Annotated in this window: 14 protein-coding genes; 5 read left to right on the top strand and 9 right to left on the bottom strand. The window is 60.6% G+C overall.

The window, feature by feature from the left end; translation table 11 throughout:
• Positions 1-27: 27 nt before the first annotated feature.
• Positions 28-2,223, bottom strand: coding sequence for an HNH endonuclease signature motif containing protein (locus CXQ93_RS10690; RefSeq protein WP_104110423.1), 2,196 nt, complete (start codon positions 2,221-2,223; stop codon positions 28-30).
• 175 nt (positions 2,224-2,398) lie between these two features.
• Entirely contained in the window at positions 2,399-2,944 is a 546-nt protein-coding gene (locus tag CXQ93_RS10685) for a hypothetical protein (RefSeq protein ID WP_104110422.1), read from the bottom strand.
• 348 nt (positions 2,945-3,292) lie between these two features.
• On the opposite strand from CXQ93_RS10685, the gene CXQ93_RS10680 reads away from it, so the two are divergent.
• Positions 3,293-3,940: a hypothetical protein gene (locus CXQ93_RS10680; protein WP_146073211.1), complete on the top strand. Its 648-nt coding sequence runs from the start codon at positions 3,293-3,295 to the stop codon at positions 3,938-3,940.
• 43 nt (positions 3,941-3,983) lie between these two features.
• On the opposite strand, the gene CXQ93_RS10675 is transcribed toward CXQ93_RS10680, so the two are convergent.
• Positions 3,984-4,412 (bottom strand): universal stress protein, encoded by a 429-nt coding sequence (locus CXQ93_RS10675; RefSeq protein ID WP_104110420.1) that lies wholly within the window; start codon positions 4,410-4,412, stop codon positions 3,984-3,986.
• A 109-nt stretch (positions 4,413-4,521) separates the two neighbouring features.
• The gene (locus CXQ93_RS10670) at positions 4,522-6,831 is read right to left on the bottom strand and encodes a transglycosylase domain-containing protein (protein WP_258068838.1); all 2,310 of its coding nucleotides are present in this window, start codon (positions 6,829-6,831) and stop codon (positions 4,522-4,524) included.
• Between the two features lie 269 nt (positions 6,832-7,100).
• Between CXQ93_RS10670 and CXQ93_RS10665 the strand changes: the two genes are divergently transcribed.
• The 3 genes from CXQ93_RS10665 (at position 7,101) to CXQ93_RS10655 (ending at position 9,321) form a co-directional block, all read left to right on the top strand.
• Entirely contained in the window at positions 7,101-7,721 is a 621-nt protein-coding gene (locus CXQ93_RS10665) for an L-threonylcarbamoyladenylate synthase (protein ID WP_104110649.1), read from the top strand.
• Positions 7,722-7,894: 173 nt separating this feature from the next.
• Positions 7,895-8,458 carry a Dps family protein gene (locus tag CXQ93_RS10660; protein ID WP_062289204.1) on the top strand — a complete coding sequence of 188 codons (564 nt, stop codon included), beginning with the start codon at positions 7,895-7,897 and terminating at the stop codon, positions 8,456-8,458.
• Positions 8,458-9,321: an SDR family oxidoreductase gene (locus CXQ93_RS10655; protein WP_258068832.1), complete on the top strand. Its 864-nt coding sequence runs from the start codon at positions 8,458-8,460 to the stop codon at positions 9,319-9,321. The genes CXQ93_RS10660 and CXQ93_RS10655 overlap by 1 nt, the downstream gene beginning before the upstream one ends.
• A 101-nt stretch (positions 9,322-9,422) precedes the next feature.
• On the opposite strand, the gene hrpB is transcribed toward CXQ93_RS10655, so the two are convergent.
• The 3 genes from hrpB to CXQ93_RS10640 form a co-directional block, all read right to left on the bottom strand.
• Positions 9,423-12,116 carry an ATP-dependent helicase HrpB gene (hrpB, locus tag CXQ93_RS10650; RefSeq protein WP_104110419.1) on the bottom strand — a complete coding sequence of 898 codons (2,694 nt, stop codon included), beginning with the start codon at positions 12,114-12,116 and terminating at the stop codon, positions 9,423-9,425.
• Between the two features lie 6 nt (positions 12,117-12,122).
• Positions 12,123-12,446, bottom strand: a complete 324-nt coding sequence (locus CXQ93_RS10645; protein ID WP_104110418.1) for a putative quinol monooxygenase — start codon at positions 12,444-12,446, stop codon at positions 12,123-12,125.
• A gap of 70 nt (positions 12,447-12,516) precedes the next feature.
• A complete protein-coding gene (locus CXQ93_RS10640; RefSeq protein ID WP_104110417.1) occupies positions 12,517-13,191 on the bottom strand; it encodes an MBL fold metallo-hydrolase in 675 nt (224 codons plus the stop codon).
• 275 nt (positions 13,192-13,466) lie between these two features.
• On the opposite strand from CXQ93_RS10640, the gene CXQ93_RS10635 reads away from it, so the two are divergent.
• Positions 13,467-14,486, top strand: a complete 1,020-nt coding sequence (locus tag CXQ93_RS10635) for an isopenicillin N synthase family oxygenase (protein ID WP_104110416.1) — start codon at positions 13,467-13,469, stop codon at positions 14,484-14,486.
• Between the two features lie 151 nt (positions 14,487-14,637).
• Here CXQ93_RS10635 and CXQ93_RS10630 read toward each other — a convergent pair whose 3' ends face one another.
• Together CXQ93_RS10630 and CXQ93_RS10625 are read right to left on the bottom strand one after the other, a co-directional pair.
• Positions 14,638-16,191, bottom strand: coding sequence for a flotillin family protein (locus tag CXQ93_RS10630; protein ID WP_104110415.1), 1,554 nt, complete (start codon positions 16,189-16,191; stop codon positions 14,638-14,640).
• Between the two features lie 113 nt (positions 16,192-16,304).
• Entirely contained in the window at positions 16,305-16,529 is a 225-nt protein-coding gene (locus tag CXQ93_RS10625) for a hypothetical protein (protein ID WP_258068831.1), read from the bottom strand.
• Positions 16,530-16,538 lie beyond the last annotated feature (9 nt).

Below are 16,538 nucleotides of genomic sequence, written 5' to 3'. Positions count from 1 at the left end.
CCTCCTGAGGTCAAGGGTGCCGAGAAGCTACGCGGCGTAGGGTAGTCCCAAATGCGGATTTCTGCGTGCGGTTTCGAAGGCCATCTGAGTCCGGATCTCATCATCTTCCTCATCGTAAGGAGTTGGTGCGGGCGGCTCGGGCAGATTGTCGGGGTCCCATGTTTCTTCGACATCGGCGGCGTTCGCCAAGGCTGCAGCGACGGCCTCCTCGAGAGCCAGGGAAAAGGCTTGGGCCAACTCCGTTTCCCGCAGCTCATCCGGAATGGCCTCCGGGCTCTGCTGGCGACGGTTCACCGCGCGATCGATCAGCTTCTTCAACCATTTCGGGTAGGCCGGCGGATGCTTTTCCTGCAGATTTGGTGGGCAGTACCTGCCCGAGGGTGAGGTCCAGGAAACCCTGCCATCCTCCTCCACGCATGGCGTCCAGCCACGAAGCCGCACGTCTTGGCGCTCCGGTTCATCGATGCAGCGCCGCTTCCCGTGCCGGTCTTTGTCATCCTTGAAGTGCTTGAGCAAATGATGGCGCGAACACAGGTTCTCCAGATTGTTGTAGATGGACCGCCCGCCCGTTTCAAAGCTCCGTATATGGTCAACATCGCACGTGATGGCCTTGGCCAAGCATCCCGGAAACTGGCAATATTCTTCCGTGATGCGCAGCATCGTCCGCATTGATTGGCTAATCCGGTACCGGTCTGGCGCGATGTCGAGGGGTTCATTGCTGATGGGGTCAACCAGGACCCGGAGCATACTGCTTGCCTGGGACGCCAGGCGTTTCGCAACTTCCATGCTGATGGGTCCGGCACCTTCCATCCACGCGAGCTCATTGGTGTCCCCGAGGAGCGACAGGGCAGGGATCAGCACAATGGGCGTTACTTGTGGCAGGGGCGGCCAGGTTCCCATGTCATTGGCATACGTTCTTGGCCGTCCTGTGGCCTCATCCAAGAATCCTGCTCCGGTCCCGGGCCCTGTACCGAAACTTGTTCCAGCAGGAGTCAACACCGGAAGACCGGCTGTGCCGTTCCATTCAGGCTGGTTGCGGCGATCAGGTTCCTGAAAAGCGAGGTCGTTATAGTTGGGATCATCAAAATCTGGGATCTGGCAGGGACTGAAGTTGGGTGCCCGACGGTTGGGGTCAGGGAACGCGCCTTCTCCGCAAGGATTGGGTTCCGGCTGGAGGTACCACGGGTGCCGTTCAGTGCCCTCACTGGCGGCCAGATCATCCGACTCATGTGAACGAGCAGGCACAGGAACTGTTGCGGGACTATGGATCCCGCTTTGGTCCATGCTTTGCCGCAAAAGCAGGGCGGCTGCCACGTCGGCACGTAATTGTGTCTGCGTACGGCCCTCGTGAGGACCACGGGCGGCCTGCGCCGTGAAGTGGCATTGATCCCAGATCGCTTCGATGGTGGGTGCCGGGGCATAAAGACTCAGCCATGACATGCCGTCCTGCCCACGTGTGACGCGCAAACTTCTCTGCGCGAAGGCGTGCCGGGTACGCGATGTAATGGTCTCCGGGTAGCTACGTTCGCGCAATCTGCGGGCCGTGGAGCGAAAGCTTGGTGGAGTCTTGTTGGCAGCGTGCTCCAGCAGTCTCTGTTCGAAGGCATCGATGGTTGCCTGAGTGACATGGGCTGAGCGCAACAAGCTGGTCTCTTCGGCAATGATCACAGCATGGTCCCAGGACAACTCACCGGCGGACAGCACCTCCATGGTGGCCGGTAATTGCCGAACCAGCGTCACCGATTGTTCAATCAACCTTCCAGCCGCGCCTTCACCGACGTGCAGGATGATGGCCAGCTCGGCTGTAATCTGAGCCAAGGCCCCACCCTTCTGCCACACATCTAGAGCCACCAGCCCGCCTTCCAACTCGGATAGGGAATCGAGGCGTTCCACCGTGACGGCAATATGGGCGGCACACTGATTCTGGTGCCTGTGCATGGCCGCGATGGCCTCACCGTAACCGTCCATCAATCCCCTGACGCCCTCAATCTGTGATCCACACTGAGATCCGCGCTGCGATCCTAAGTGGGGTTCCAAGGGTGTGCCGGCGGGCGGGAAAGTTAAGTTTTCGGGAGGGGGCAGTGGTGGCAAGCCGAGCAAGGGCTCAATGTCAGAGGCCAGTGGTTCAATGACGGGAAGAGTCAGGCCGGCGATGAAGTCCGCCACAGTTGCTGTGGTGGATGCGTTCTCCCGATTCATCGGGAATCCCATCGAATTACCCATACCACAAGTTTAGATTTAATATCTGGCAAAAACAATAGATTTGGCAATATACTCGTATGAATAAACGAACTCAATCTCCGAGTAGGTGAGTGAAGAGGGAAGACCAAGTGCCGCCGTCGTACTTGAAAAAGTACGACGGCGGCACCTAGGACTTGCGAAAATTGGCGGCTAGCGCCTACCAGTAGTGCGCCACATCGATCACGATGCGAGAGGTGTTCCCTGGCCCGTCCAAGACAAAGACGGTGAACGGCAGCCGAGCCCGGACGCCCAAGGCAATCGTGGTGCGTCCCTCGAAACTGCCCGCCAGCGCTGCCTGCCGGAAGGTTGTGTAACCGGCCGTGTTGAAGAGCTCGTTCCGATTGGCGGGACTGTAACTAGCTGCCCCAGTGCTGGTGTATGCGGGAGCCAGAACGGTGACTTGAAGATCGGCCGCTCCGCGCACGGGAACAGCCTGACCGCTGCCAGGACGCTGAACAACAGACACGTACTGCACAAGGTAGCCGTTGGCATGGCCCTTGAAATCGATCACCATGCGGTCGAAGCACGCATGCGCTCCGGCACGGACGTTACTGACCGTGGCGCTGGAACCAGTGCCGGCCGTTTTGGCCATCGAGCCCCACGTGATGCCGCAATATGGCGCTGCCTGCGCAGGCGCCGGTGCGACAAGAATGAATGCGGCCAGCAGCCCCACAACTGCCAGCCATGCTTTGATGTACTTCATGGGAAACACCCTCTTTAAAAGTGACGACTTACCCGAGATTTGGGTAATTTCACATTAAGCGCTCACGGGGTCCCAGTGAGTGGTTTGGCGAGAAATTCCGCTGAACTGTTATGCCGGCCGGCGGTGAACGAAGAATCGTTACCTATATATCTGCAGGAGCTGATTCGTGATTCACGACCACCCTTGACCTGTACCTAAAACCAGCCTCAAATGGAGTATGACCATAATCAGATGGTTTGGCCAGGACGTCTAGTCAGCGCCCAAGCTGGTCAGCCGGGATGAACAAATCAGCACTGACCCACCAGTGCTGATCCACAAGACAGTAGCAAGCACCACGCCGGGAGGCCGATGGAAATGATGATCCTCGTTCTTGCAGTGCTGGTCGTATTGACCACAGTGGCTACCGTGGGCCTGGCCGGTTCGCGCGCCCACCGTCACGACGATCCCGATGCCACCTTTTGGTACGCCTTTACGGGGCTGTGCGTTCTGGCGCCGATGCTGCTAATCCCGGCGATGACCAGCAGGGTCCTCTCCGGTGCGCTGGTTCTGCTCGCCGCCGGAACTGCCATTGCTACGCATATGGTGTGCCGCCGCACTGCAGATATCGCCGCGTTCACTAGTCACCGAGCCGAGCTGGCGGCCGCCGTCACCACGATTTCGCACCGTCACCAAAATCTGATTGCGCAATGGAGTCGGTATGAACTCGATCCGGGTGCCGCAATCGACTTCCCCACTATGAGCGATGTTAGCGTTCCCGAAACCTCCGCGCTCATCCGGGCGATGAATGCCGCTAACCGGCTGCAGCGGCGTGCTGTGGAGGCCCTTGATCTGAGCGCCAGTGGTGAGGCCACTCATGAACCAAGCGCTCATGTATTGGGCGCTGCGGGTCCCGCCGTGATGGACGACGACGTTGCGCACTACCAGCGGGCCGTTAGTGAGCTTGCGGCTGCTTTGGAGACGGCGGAGGACTCCGCTCGTCGCTATCAGCGAGGGTGAGTGCTATCTGCAGGGTGAAGTAGGGTCCGGCTAATTAACTGGGCTACTGAACAACCAGCACAGGAACGGGTGACTGGTTCACCACGGCGGCACTGACCGATCCGAGCAGCAGGCCCATGATGCCGCCGTGGCCGCGCCGTCCCACGACGAGCATCCGCGCCCCTTGCGATACGGAAGACAGCGTGCTGGCTGCCGTACCCTGCACGAGCCGGGCGGAAACCATGGCGGGAACGTTCTCGCCGAAGGCCTGGAACAAGGCATCGTTGAGCACCTCCTGAGCGCCCTCTTCAAAGCTACCAATTCCCATGGCTTCATAGGCGGCATGTTTGGTCGGAAGTTCCCAGACAGCTACGGCATCTACCACTCCACCCAATTCTGCCGCCAGCTTGACGCCTTCCTTCAGCGCATTGACGGAGGAGGCTGACCCGTCCACACCAACAACAATTCGGACCTGGGACGTAGCTTCAGACACGGTTTCTCCTTACGGCTGCGGGCACTTACTAATCCCCCAATTCAACCCCAGAAAACTCAATAGAGGTAGTTAGGCTCCCTAGCTCAGCTCGGACATTACCGCTCAGCCACTAGGGTGCCGGCGCGGCCTTGCTCGGTTCAACTGTCGCGGCAGGTGTTGGCGCAGGAGCTGGTTCAGCTGGTTGTGCAGGCAAGGTCGCTTGTAAAGGCTGCGCGGGTGATTCATTCATTTGCTGATTGTCCGGCACAGGCACCAGAACATCGCCTGGCTTGGGATCGTTGACGCCCGCTATGTAGGGTGCCGTGGGTGCCAGCATGCTTGCCGGCGGCTCCACCAAGGACGCAGGTGCCAAGGACGGGTTCTGGGCGGCCTGGTTCATGACGGCAGCCCAGTTGCTACCGGCCAGTTGGTTTCCGTCAATGTTTGGGTAGTAGACGCCGTTGACGGTGAGGTCTTGGTTGATGTACTTTTCGTCGTTGCCCTTGTAACTGCCAAACCAGGCGGCCGTGGCGATGCCAGAGTTGGCGCCAATGGTCCAGGTCTGGATGTTGCCGTCAGTGGTTCCGGTCTTGGCGAAGGAAGAGTCCTTGTTGTCGAGCGGGATGGCATATCCGGAACCGTTGGTGAGCATGTACTGCAGGGCGTGGGTCACGCCTGCGGCAACTTCCGTGCTCATGGCCCGCTGGCAATCGCTGGCAGGAACAGGGTATTTGGTTCCTGCCGCATCTGTGACGGAGGCCAGAGCAACGGGGCTGCAGCTCACGCCGCCGTTGGCGAAGGTGGCAAACGCTGTCGCCATGTCGATCGGAGCCACATCGTGTGTGCCGATCAGGCTAGAACTGTCGGAGACGTCATACGGCTGGTTGGTGTGCCCGTCCTTGACCCCTGCGGCCGTGGCTATTTTCTGGATGTTGCAGAAGTCCAGTGCCGTGGCCGTCTGGAACGTGACGGTGTTGATGGAGGTGGCCAACCCAAGGTATGCCGTCATGGAATGGTAGTCATTGGGTCCATCGTTGGGGAGTAAGGATTCGCCGGGCACGTTGGGGTCGTAGGAGCCGGTGGTTGAACCGCAGGAGTTCTTCCACGGATATCCTGCGGGGTACTCCCGAACTGCGCCGTTGATGGAAGTCATCATGGAGTGGCCGCTGTTGAGCCACTCGGCAAACACGAAGGGTTTGAACGTGGAACCGACCGCGAAGCCGCCGGCACCATTCAGGGGCTGGCCGTTGGCATCGTTGACGGGCAGGGCAAAGTTGCCCATGTAGTTTCCGTCTTTGGCAGTCGGGTTGTAGATGGTGTTCTGAGCCATCGTGAGCACCTTCCCGGTGCCGGGCTGGACGCTGACCACGGAGGCACCACGCTGGAGCGGGTCCGTCGCCGAAATGGTGCCGTTGACCTGGTCCTGGGCCACCTTCTGTAGTTCCGGATCCAGAGTGGTTTTGATGGTCAATCCGCCCTGGTACAGCATCTTGGTGCGTTCTTCCACAGTGGCGCCATAGGCCTTGTCGTTGAGGATCAGCTGCTGCACGTAGTCGCAGAAGTAGGGGGCCATGGACGCTGCCGCACACCCCTGAGCTGATTTGGTTACGTGCAGGGTCATGGGTGTTTTGACGGCGGCATCGTGGTCTTTTTGGCTGATTTTGCCTTGTGCCAACATCCTGGCAAGCACGTCGTTGCGGCGGTCCACCAAGTTCTCGGGCTGAGTGATGGGATCGTAAAAGCTGGGATTATTGACCACGCCAGCCAACGATGCGGCCTGCGGAAGGGTCAGTTTGGCGGCAGTGGTGTTGAAATAAAGTTTGGCTGCCGCTTCAATGCCGTACGCGCCGTTTCCGAAGTAAATGATGTTGAGGTAGCCCGCCAGGATCTCATCCTTGGACTGGGTCTTCTCCACGCTGATGGCCAGACGCATTTCCTTGACCTTGTCAGCGACGGTCTTGTCCATCCCGAATTTGGCTTGATCGGTCTTGCCATCGGCAACGAGTTGTTCGATCAGTACATTGTTCACATACTGCTGAGTGATGGTGGATGCGCCCTGCCGCCCACCGTTGGCTGTGGCCACAAGAGCGCGGAGGATGCCTGTGGGGTCCACCCCGCCATGCTCGTAAAACCGGGAGTCCTCAATGGAGACGATGCCTTCCTTGATGAAGGGCGACATCGCCTTTAGATCGACAACCTGACGGTCCTGGGCGTACAAGGTTGCAATCGTGGCACCGTTGGCGGCCAGAATCTTGGTGGTCTGGGGAGGGGCTGCCAGGTCCAGTGTCACGGGCGCGTTGGTGATGAAGTCATCGGCGCTGTGCATCGCCGTGGTGGCGATGGCTGCTGCAGGCATGAACATGGCCGCCACGAGGGTCCCGGCAATCGCACAAATAAGGAAGTAGCGCCCCAACTGGGCCAGGGCCATTCCCGATCCCAATTGACCGCCTTTCATTGGCGTCCTCATGTGTGACGCGTTCTGGGGGCCGGATTGTGATGGTGAGACCTGGGCCATGTACTTTCCCCTCTTTAGCTGCTTGCGCTGGTGCCGTGTGAACTACGCCGGGACCCAGTCATCCGATTCGGTTAACGATCCGCGGCACAGTTCTTCTCCAGAGTCCTCCTAAAAAATGAGAGTTAGCTGAAAGTGAACGCAGGAAACCATGAGCAATGGCGGCGCCGCGGGCCGTTGAGTCGTATGCTCGGGTCATGGCTAAATTCTTCGACATTCACCCGCACGATCCGCAGGCGCGTTCCGTCAGCCAGATCGTGGCTATTCTGCAGTCCGGCGGACTGATCGCCTACCCCACGGATTCCTGTTATGCACTGGGTGCGCAATTGGGGAACCGTGAGGCTCTGGACCGGATCCGGACCATTCGCCAGCTGGATAAGCATCACCACTTCACGCTGGTCTGCAAGGACTTTGCCCAGCTGGGCCAGTTCGTCATGGTCGACAACGATATTTTCCGCAGCATCAAGGCAGTCACGCCTGGGCCCTACACCTTCATCCTGCCGGCCACGCCGGAAGTTCCCAAGCGGCTGGCGCACCCGAAGAAGCGAACAGTGGGAGTCCGCATTCCTGACAGCCGCTTGATCCACGACATCCTCGAAGAGCTCGGTGAACCCATGCTCTCCAGCACACTCCTGCTCCCCGACGAAGAGGAGCCGCTCACGCAGGGCTGGGAAATCAAGGAAACGTTGGACCATGTGGTGGACGCTGTCATTGATTCCGGTGATGTCGGCGCGGAGCCCACTACAGTGGTGGACTTCTCCAGCGGCTATGCGGAAGTGGTTCGCCGCGGCATGGGCGATCCCAGCCGCTTCGAATAAACACTGTTCCGAGTAATCTCGCAAAAACTCAGTGGCTCTAGAACTTCGGGCTCTTTGTGGTTAGCCTGTGAGTGGCTAGGCGGAGAGATTTTCGAACCGGCCACGCACGCAAGAAGATGCAGTTAGAACTTGATAGGGACAAGCACCAGCACATCTGATTCGAGGGAGTTTTAATGGTCACCAAGAGGACAGCCCACGCAGGATACACGGTTCCAGGCATGTCACTGCAGGATGGACACAAGGTTGCCACCTTGCTCCAGTTGCGCCTACATGCCCTGAACGATCTCCAATTGACGCTCAAACACGCGCACTGGAACGTGGTTGGCAGGGACTTCATCAGCGTCCACGAGATGCTGGATCCACAGATTGACCTAGTCCGGGCCATGATCGATGAAACAGCTGAACGCATTGCCACTCTGGGCGTCTCCCCCAACGGACTTCCGGGTGCGCTGGTGACCGCCCGCCCTTGGGACGATTACTCCATTGGGCGTGCGCATACCTCAGCCCATCTGGCGGCATTGGACATTGTCTACACCGGATTCCTCAAGAGCCACCGCAAGGTCCTAGCAGAAGTTGGTGATCTTGACCCGATCACCGAGGACATGATCATTGGCCAGTGCGCCAAGTTGGAATTGTTCCAGTGGTTCATGCGGGCACATCTAGAGGACGACGCCGGAGACCTCACCACCGCTGGGAGCAAGACCGAACGCTCGGCAGCATCCAAGGCATCGAAGTAGTGCCAGTGCCCGCCCCTGTCCAAGGCGCCCTGACGGACTATCCGCGCACAGCGATTGTCACGGGCGCCGACAGGGGCATCGGCAAGGCCACAGCCATTGCCTTGGCCCGCGCCGGTTTTGATGTTGGCTTCACCTGGCACGACGACGAAGCTGGCGCGGCTCATACTCTCCAAAGCATTGAGGATCTGGGCCAGCGTGGAGCATCAGTGTGGCTGGACACCACTGATTCGGCCAGCTGTGCCCCGGCAATCACTGGCCTGAGCCAGTCGTTGGGGTCACTGGGTGTGTTCGTGAATAACGTAGGAATCGGGCTGAACAAATCGGTGGTGGACACCGAGTTGCATGAGTGGCAGCGAATTCTGGACACCAACCTCAATGGTGCTTTCCTGTGCCTGCAGACAGCCGCGAAACTTCTCATTGCAGGAGGTGCCGGTGGCCGGCTTGTGGTGGTGACAAGCATTCATGCCCACCAGCCACGTTTTGGGTATGGGGCGTATTGCGCTTCCAAATATGGTTTGGATGGTCTGACGAAAACGCTCGCCGTGGAACTTGCTGGCCATGGCATCAACGTCAACGCAGTGGCACCGGGCGAGATCGCCACGCACCTTCCCGAAACTGAAACCCGGCACCCGCACCAGATCCCTCGCCCGGGAATCCCGCTGGGTTACGGCGGCACTGCTGAGGAAGTGGCTAATGTGATCGTCTTCCTAGCCTCCCCCGAGGCAAGTTACGTGACCGGGGCCAGCTGGGAGGTGGACGGCGGAATGGCGGAAATGGGGGCCCAAGCCAGCTCACATCTCACCAGCAACGACTGGCGAGTGGCAGCAGCGAATGGGACCAGCCAGGCGCAACCCAGACCCTAAGTCCGGCGGTACAGCTCCCCGGAGCGGGGATGGATTTCATAGGCCGTCCGCGGCCGCAGAAATCTTACTGCCCGCGAGGGGAGCTGCACCGCCGGTAGAGGCTACATCCACTTCTTGAGTTTGGCTGTGGCTGGCGCGCTCCAGGGATCCTCGGGCCAGGGATGTTTCGGGTAGCGCCCGCGCATCTCTGCCCGAACCTGGGAATAGGGTCCGCTCCAGAATGAGCTCAGATCATCCGTGACGGCAAGCGGTCTGCGGGCGGGTGAGAGCAAATGGAACAGCACTCGAACCCGGCCATTGACCAAACGGGGCGTCTCGGCCAGCCCAAAGCATTCCTGCAGCTTGACAGCGGCCACGGGAGGTCCGCCGTCGGACACGTCCGGGTAATCAATCCGGATGTTCGAGCCACTGGGCACGGCCAGAGTTTCCGGCGCCAGCTCCGCCAGCTTGGAGGCTTCGGGCCACGGCAGGAGGCGGCGCAGTGGATCGGTGAGGGACAGTGCAGAAAGCGCTTTGCCGGCCGCGACGGATTCCAATTCGGGCCCCAGCCAGTGTGGCAATTTGGTCAGCAGTGCAGCATCGCTGACATCAGGCCATGGCTGCCCCAACTCGCGATGCAGCAGCGCCAGGCGTCGCCGCAACGAATTCGAAGATCCGCTCCAGCTGAGCAGCCCGAGCCCGTCCCGAGCCAGCGCATGCGCTACGGCTTCTCGGCCCTGCTCAGGGGTTGCCTTGGCGGGCGTCGACAGTAAGACGATGGCACCGAGTCTGCGTTCCCGCCGCGCCGTCACCTTGCCGTTGCCAAAGGTGGCCACCACCGAGTCCTGGAGCATGTGTGCGCCGACGCCCTCGGCATGGAGTTGATCCAGGGGTGCTGCGGAACGGATGATGGCGCCAGTGCCGGCAGCATCGCGACCTTGAGCGCGGGATACCTCAGCGACAGCCAACCATTCGTGACCGGCCAGCGGACTGCCTGCCGGCAAGCCAGCGCGAGTGCCGGATGAGAGTAGGTACTGCTGTCCGGGCGCGTTAGTCACCAGCCGGGCCACCCGGTCAGGGAAGGCGAGTCCGACGACGAACCCCACCACATCGGCAGGCCCCACCGTCGGTGACCCCATTGCAGGAGAAGTGCCAGCGGCGAGAGCTGTGTTGGTTGAAGAGGGGGCGGCGGTGCGCGCGTCTCTGCGGACAAGTTGCTCAAGCCTGCGCACTTCTTGAGACCAACGGCGCGCGCCCGGATCCCGGCCCGAGCGCATGGCGGAAAGGAGCGCGGTAAGATCGGCGCCGGGGGCCCTGCCATCACCTGAAACAAGGGCCACAATTTCTGCGGCCACCTTGGCACCCACCACGGGTGCGCCGTCGAGCAGGGCACGAGCCAAACGGGGGTCAGCCGGAATATTGGCCAGTGTTCTGCCCAGCGCCGTGGCGTGACCGGTGGCATCGAGGGCGCCCAGTTCAGACAGGATTTCCACGGCTGCGGCCATGGCGGGGGCAGGCGGCGCATCGGGCAGACGCAGTCCCGCTCCCCCGGGTGCACCCCAGCAGGCCAACAGCAGGGCGGCCCCGCTGAGCTCGGCAACAGCAATCTCAGGCATGGGGTGCGCTGGCGCTGCTGCGAAGGTCTTTTGGTCGTAGCAGCGCACCACGGTTCCGGGACCGAGCCGAGCGGCACGGCCAGCACGCTGCTCTGCCGAGGCGCGCGACGTGGACACAGTGACCAGACCGGTCATGCCCCGAACACTGTCGCGTCGGGGTTCCCGTGAAAGGCCAGAATCCACCACCAAACGGACGCCTGGGACTGTCAATGAGGATTCTGCAAGGGATGTGGAGACGATGATGCGCGGCAGCCCGCCGGACTCGCGTGCAGATACGGCGCGGTCTTGCCCGCGGGAGGAGACTTGGCCGTGCAGTTCCAGAACTTCTACTGCCGGCCTGGAAGAAGCCGGCCCGGCATCTGGGGTTGCCGAGCGCAGCCGGGATGCAATATAGGAAACCTCCCAGGCACCGGGGGCAAACACCAGCGCGTCAACGGAAGGGTCCGTGCCAACTGCTGCGGCATGGGCTGCGGCAGCGGTATCGGCTACGTGGTTCAAAAATGCCCTTGTGATTCCACGTTGGTCCATGCGCGGCTGGGCTGGTGGTGCCCACTTGATTTCCAGGGGGAACAGGGCAGAGGGGCAGTCAACCACGGGAGCCGGGGACCCGGCGTCGTCCGTTGCCAAGAGATTGGCAAAGCGGGCAGCGTCCAAGGTGGCAGACATGGCTATCAGCGTGAGGTCGCTGCGCAACTGCCTGACTTCACCCAGCAGCCCCAGCAGGATATCGGTGTCGAGCCCGCGTTCGTGGACCTCATCAAGCACCACGGCGGCCACACCATCCAGCCCGGGGTCGCGCAAGAGGCGCCGCAAAAGGATGCCGGGGGTGAGGAATTCAATGATGGTCTCGGCGCTGGTGTGGCTCTCACCGCGCACCGTGTAACCAACTTTGCTACCTAGGGCTGTGCCATCAAGGGATGCCAGACGCCGGGCCGCCGAACGGACGGCAACTCGTCGAGGCTGGGTAACCAGAATTCGATGAGCGGATGTGGCGGCGAGGGCGTTGGCTGCCAAGGGAGGCACCAGCGTGGTCTTGCCGGTTCCGGGAGGCGCCTGAACCACAGCGGCGACACTCTCCTGGCCGGGATCCATGAGGATGCGGGCCAGTTCGGGCAGTGACTGGGCAAAGACCAGCCCCTGCCCGATCGCGGCAATATTGAAGGCTCCGCCTGGGATGTTGCCCAGGGCGGGATTTGGCATCGGGAATTAGCCGATCTGCAGTTCGCCCATGTCATCCCAGTCGCTGCCATCCACCTTGCGGGAGATGATCTTGGGGGTGGAAAGCAGTGCCGGGCGCATGGTCTCCAGGCCGTTCTTGAAGTGATCGCTGTTGACGTGCTTGCTGGCTGCATCGTCGTCTAGGAACGCCTCAACGAGGACGAATTCGTTCGGGTCCACGACGCTGCGTGACCAATCGAACCAGAGGTTGCCGGCCTCGGCGCGCGTTGCTTCGGTGAAGGGGGTCACAAGGTCCATGAACGTTGCGGTGAATTCGGGCTTTACTTGGTATTTAACAACAATGAAGTACATGGTTCTAGCTTATCTCTTGGAAGGTTGCAGGTTGCAGGTTGCAGGTTGAAAGGCTAAGCGCGGTTGTGGCTCACCAGCCGCGCTCACGCCACTGCTGTAGGGACGGGCGTTCGGTGCCCAGCGTGGTTCCGTCGCCGTGACCAGGCAGGACCAATGAGTCATCGGAATAGACGTTGAATAGGCGTTCTTCGACATCGTTCATGAGGGCAGTGAACCGTGCCGGATCTTCTTGAGTATTGCCAACACCGCCGGGAAACAGTGAATCACCGCTGAAAATGATGGCTGAAACATCCGCTGCCGGCGCCAGTACGTAGGCTATGGAGCCGGGTGTGTGGCCGCGCAAATGCACGGTTTTCAGCTCAATGCCAGCAACGGAGAGTGTCCCGCCATGGACCAGCGCCAAGTCTGTGCTGACTCCTGCCTGCTCGGCAATACCGGCAATATCATCCTCGCCAGCAGCCGTGGCAACGCCGGTTTGGGCGCATAGGGCGGAGAGTGCCCGGACATGGTCCCAGTGCTGGTGGGTGGTGGCGATCATGGCCAACAACGCGGGGACATCGGCGTCGTTGGCTGCATCCTGAAGCAAGGCATTGATGGCCGGGAGGTCATCTGCGGCGTCAATGAGGATCTGCGCGCCAGTGGTTTTGGAGGTAATCAGGTACACATTGTTTGCCACGGCCGAGACCACGGCCCGGCGTACCGTGTGGGCGGGAAGATCATGGAGCAGTGAGGTGTCAGCAGTCATGAGAGGAGCCTAGTCGCTCTCAGAGGGTCCGACTCTGTGTGTCAGCAAGTCCCGGGCCACAGGAATCCACATGCCCCTGATTGCTCTGATTTTGGAAATTTGCAGAACTAAAGAGAGCAAGAGGGTGGATTTTGGACATAAGATTCACCCAAGGCGCCGTGAAAGGCCATGTCGCCGAATATCACAAAGTCAAGCGATTGGCATGGCGCAAGTTTATGACGCAACAATTAGAAATATTACTTCGCTTTTGAGTTCGAAGAGTTCAGGCTGGAGACATGAGCACAACACGCACATCAGTTCCGGTTCTTGACCTCTCGACCGCCCGTAACTCGGACGGCTTCTTCAACATGGATTTCATCGACTCGTTGCGCGATGCTGCGCACAATGTGGGCTTCTTCCAGATCATCAATTATGGCGCCGCCGACGGTCAAGTTGAGGAGTTATTGGAGACGGTGGCTGGGTTCTTCCGATTGCCGCTGGAGCAGCGGCTGGAGTTGGATAACAGAACCTCCGCCCAGTTCCGCGGGTACACGCGGCTGGGCAAAGAAATTACCCGTGGCCGTGCAGACTCCCGTGAGCAGATCGACTTTGGCCCTGATCGCAAGCCTCTGATCGATGTCCCGGATGACCAACTCTTCCTGCGTTTGCAGGGGCACAACCAGTGGCCTGCGCAATATCCTGAACTGGAACGCACAGCCTTGGCATGGACTGCGCTGATGGCGCGGATTGGCGTGGACCTCCTGGAGGGTATTAGCGTCGCCCTGGGCCTGCCAGAGAACTACTTGGCCGAGCCGTTTACTTATTCGCCGGCCTGGATGGGCAAGCTGGTGCACTACGTTGGCGGTCAGGTTCCCGAAGCTGGCACCCAAGGTGTTGGTGCGCACGCCGACTACGGATTTGTCACCTTGCTCTTGCAGGACACTGTGGGTGGCTTGGAAGTTCAGCCGCACGGACAAGAGGAATGGATTCCTGTGGAACCCATTCCGGGCGCTCTCGTGGTGAATCTCGGTGAAATGCTCGAGGTAGCCACCAACGGTTACCTCATGGCCACCATTCACCGTGTGACTGCTCCCCCGCCGGGCGTGGACCGCTACTCGGTGCCGTTCTTCTGGTCACCGCGCCTGGATGCCGTGATCGAACCCGTCCCGCTGCCGCCAGCACTCCTGGCCGAGGCCCGCGGTGTTAGCGACGATCCAGATAACCCCATGCTGTCCTCGTACGGCTCCAACGTTCTCAAGGGTTGGGTGCGTGCCCACCCAGAGACAGCGGCCATCCACTACCCCGAACTCGGATAACGCTGGCGGATCAGGAGCATAGCGGCGGCCATGCTGGCCGCGGCACATGATGACGCTTCACCTATAACAAACGGCGACACCGCGGCTGCTCAAGCAGTCCATGGTGTCGCCGTTGTGGTTGGAGCAGTTTTGCTGAAACTTGAGGTGGTGACTAGTTGTTTTCTGAATCCAGGTCCGGGGCAACGTGGTTTGACTGCCCGTTTCTTGACTGACTCGTACTGGCGGCACTGAGAAGACCGCTGGCAACGCCGGCCGAGGCATCCTTGGACGCTCCCCCGACCATGCCCTGCAGCAAGCCAATGATGTCCAAACCAGTGGAGTCCTTGATCAGCTGCGTCGTCTGCTGGACGCCATTGGAGACATTCTTGCTCAACTGGCTGGCGCCGTCGTTGGAGATGACGGTCATCTCCTTGATGGCTGCCATGGGTGCTGCCACCTCACGGGCCATGGCGGGCAGAACTTCCAAGACCTTGCTGAGGATAGCGGCCTCATTGAACTTCTCGTATGCCTCAGCCTGGGCGGCAATACCGGCAGCCTCTGCAACACCCTTCGCCTCGGTGGACTCGGCCTCGGCCTGACCACGGGACTTAATGACGGCTGCATCGGCGCGGCCACGAGCCTCGACCACTGACGCCTCGGCGTTACCTCGGGCCGTGGATGCCGCGGCGTCGGCCTCGGCCGCAACCCTGTCACCCTCGGCGGTCAGCTTGCGCTTGGCAAGGTCAACGGTTGCCTCAATTTCGGCAGCCTCTGAGGCACGACGGCGTTCCTCCAGTTTGGCGTCTGCCTGCTGAATGAGGCGGTACTTCTCGGCGTCGGCCGGCTTGCGGACTTCCGTGTCCAGCTCCCGTTCACGCAGTTCGGCGCGGCGCAGAGCCACCTGCTGGTCGCGGATGATGACCTGCTCTTGTTGCTCAGCGGCGGCAAGAGGGCCGGCGGCGTCGGCGCGGGCCTGACGTGCGTCGGCTTCTTCCTTGAGCTCAGCGCGCTTGATGATCAGCTGCTGCTGGGCCAGGGCGACCTGCTCGTCAGCAATGGCCTTGGCCTGCTCTGCTTCCTGCAGGAACTGGGCCTCGGCGATCTTGGCGTTCTTCTCGGCCAAGGCGGCCTCGGGACGGCCAAGGTTGCGCAGGTAGCCGGTTTCGTCATCCACGGACTGGATCTGGAAGGTGTCGATCTCCAAGCCCTGGTTGTGCATGGAGTGCTCGGCTTCTTCCTTCACGCTCTTGGCGAAGGTGGCACGGTCCTTGATGATGGACTCCACGGTCAGTGTGCCCACGATAGAACGCAGCGAACCGGACAGGGTTTCCTGAGTGTAATGGTCGATGGCATCCTGCTGGTTGAGGAAACGCTGGGCGGCCTTGCGGACAGAATCGGCGTCGCCGCCAACTTTGACCTGTGCAACACCCGTCAGGTGAAGCTTGATGCCGTTCTGCGAGATGGCCTCAATTTTTAGGGCCACCTGCCGTGACGCGAGCGAGAGCGGGTAGGCGCGCTGGGTGAACGGATTGATGAAGATCCTGCCGAATACTACGCGCTGGCTGCTGGGATCAGGCTGGCTCTTGTTGTCCTTGGAGGAAATAACAAGTGCCTGGTCGGGACTGGCAATGTGTAGTGCCATGCGGGAGATGACGGCACCGATGATGATGAGCACCACCAGCACACCGAGCCCAATGAACAAGGGAATGAGGGTCAATACAGACATGACGCCTTTCGGGGTTCGCGGCGGCCATGCTGAGACCCACGGCACGCCTGGTGGGTTCAATCCTACGGACCGAGCCCCGTTTCTCCACATGATGGAGAAACGGGGCTCCTGTGTTACGGTGCCATTCCGGCTTCAACGAGAACATGCTCGACGGCGTTGCGCCGGTGTATCCGCTGGTCGTTGCGATTGAAACCCTTGGCGTCCATGTTGTTGCCGAGGCGGAATGTTGCAAGGGCCTCGTCGTAAACGACGTTGAGGCGCTGACCGGTGTATTCGCCGGTGGTGCCGTCGTTGAAGGTGATGGAGATGAGCGTCTTGGCGGGGAAATGCCGGCTCATTCGGATGTA

The sequence above is a fragment of the Arthrobacter sp. N199823 genome (assembly GCF_002929705.1).
Taxonomy (GTDB): domain Bacteria; phylum Actinomycetota; class Actinomycetes; order Actinomycetales; family Micrococcaceae; genus Specibacter.
The sequence above is the reverse complement of the archived record's forward strand: the minus strand, read 5'-3'. Positions and strand labels throughout refer to the sequence as shown.

Excerpts from the sequence above, each read along its gene's own strand:
- CXQ93_RS10690 (WP_104110423.1), bottom strand. The coding sequence starts at position 2,223 with ATGGGTAATTCGATGGGATTCCCGATGAATCGGGAGAACGCATCCACC.
- CXQ93_RS10685 (WP_104110422.1), bottom strand. The coding sequence starts at position 2,944 with ATGAAGTACATCAAAGCATGGCTGGCAGTTGTGGGGCTGCTGGCCGCA.
- CXQ93_RS10680 (WP_146073211.1), top strand. The coding sequence starts at position 3,293 with ATGGAAATGATGATCCTCGTTCTTGCAGTGCTGGTCGTATTGACCACA.
- CXQ93_RS10665 (WP_104110649.1), top strand. The coding sequence starts at position 7,101 with ATGGCTAAATTCTTCGACATTCACCCGCACGATCCGCAGGCGCGTTCC.
- CXQ93_RS10660 (WP_062289204.1), top strand. The coding sequence starts at position 7,895 with ATGGTCACCAAGAGGACAGCCCACGCAGGATACACGGTTCCAGGCATG.
- hrpB (WP_104110419.1), bottom strand. The coding sequence starts at position 12,116 with ATGCCAAATCCCGCCCTGGGCAACATCCCAGGCGGAGCCTTCAATATT.
- CXQ93_RS10645 (WP_104110418.1), bottom strand. The coding sequence starts at position 12,446 with ATGTACTTCATTGTTGTTAAATACCAAGTAAAGCCCGAATTCACCGCA.
- CXQ93_RS10640 (WP_104110417.1), bottom strand. The coding sequence starts at position 13,191 with ATGACTGCTGACACCTCACTGCTCCATGATCTTCCCGCCCACACGGTA.
- CXQ93_RS10635 (WP_104110416.1), top strand. The coding sequence starts at position 13,467 with ATGAGCACAACACGCACATCAGTTCCGGTTCTTGACCTCTCGACCGCC.
- CXQ93_RS10630 (WP_104110415.1), bottom strand. The coding sequence starts at position 16,191 with ATGTCTGTATTGACCCTCATTCCCTTGTTCATTGGGCTCGGTGTGCTG.
- CXQ93_RS10625 (WP_258068831.1), bottom strand. The coding sequence starts at position 16,529 with ATGAGCCGGCATTTCCCCGCCAAGACGCTCATCTCCATCACCTTCAAC.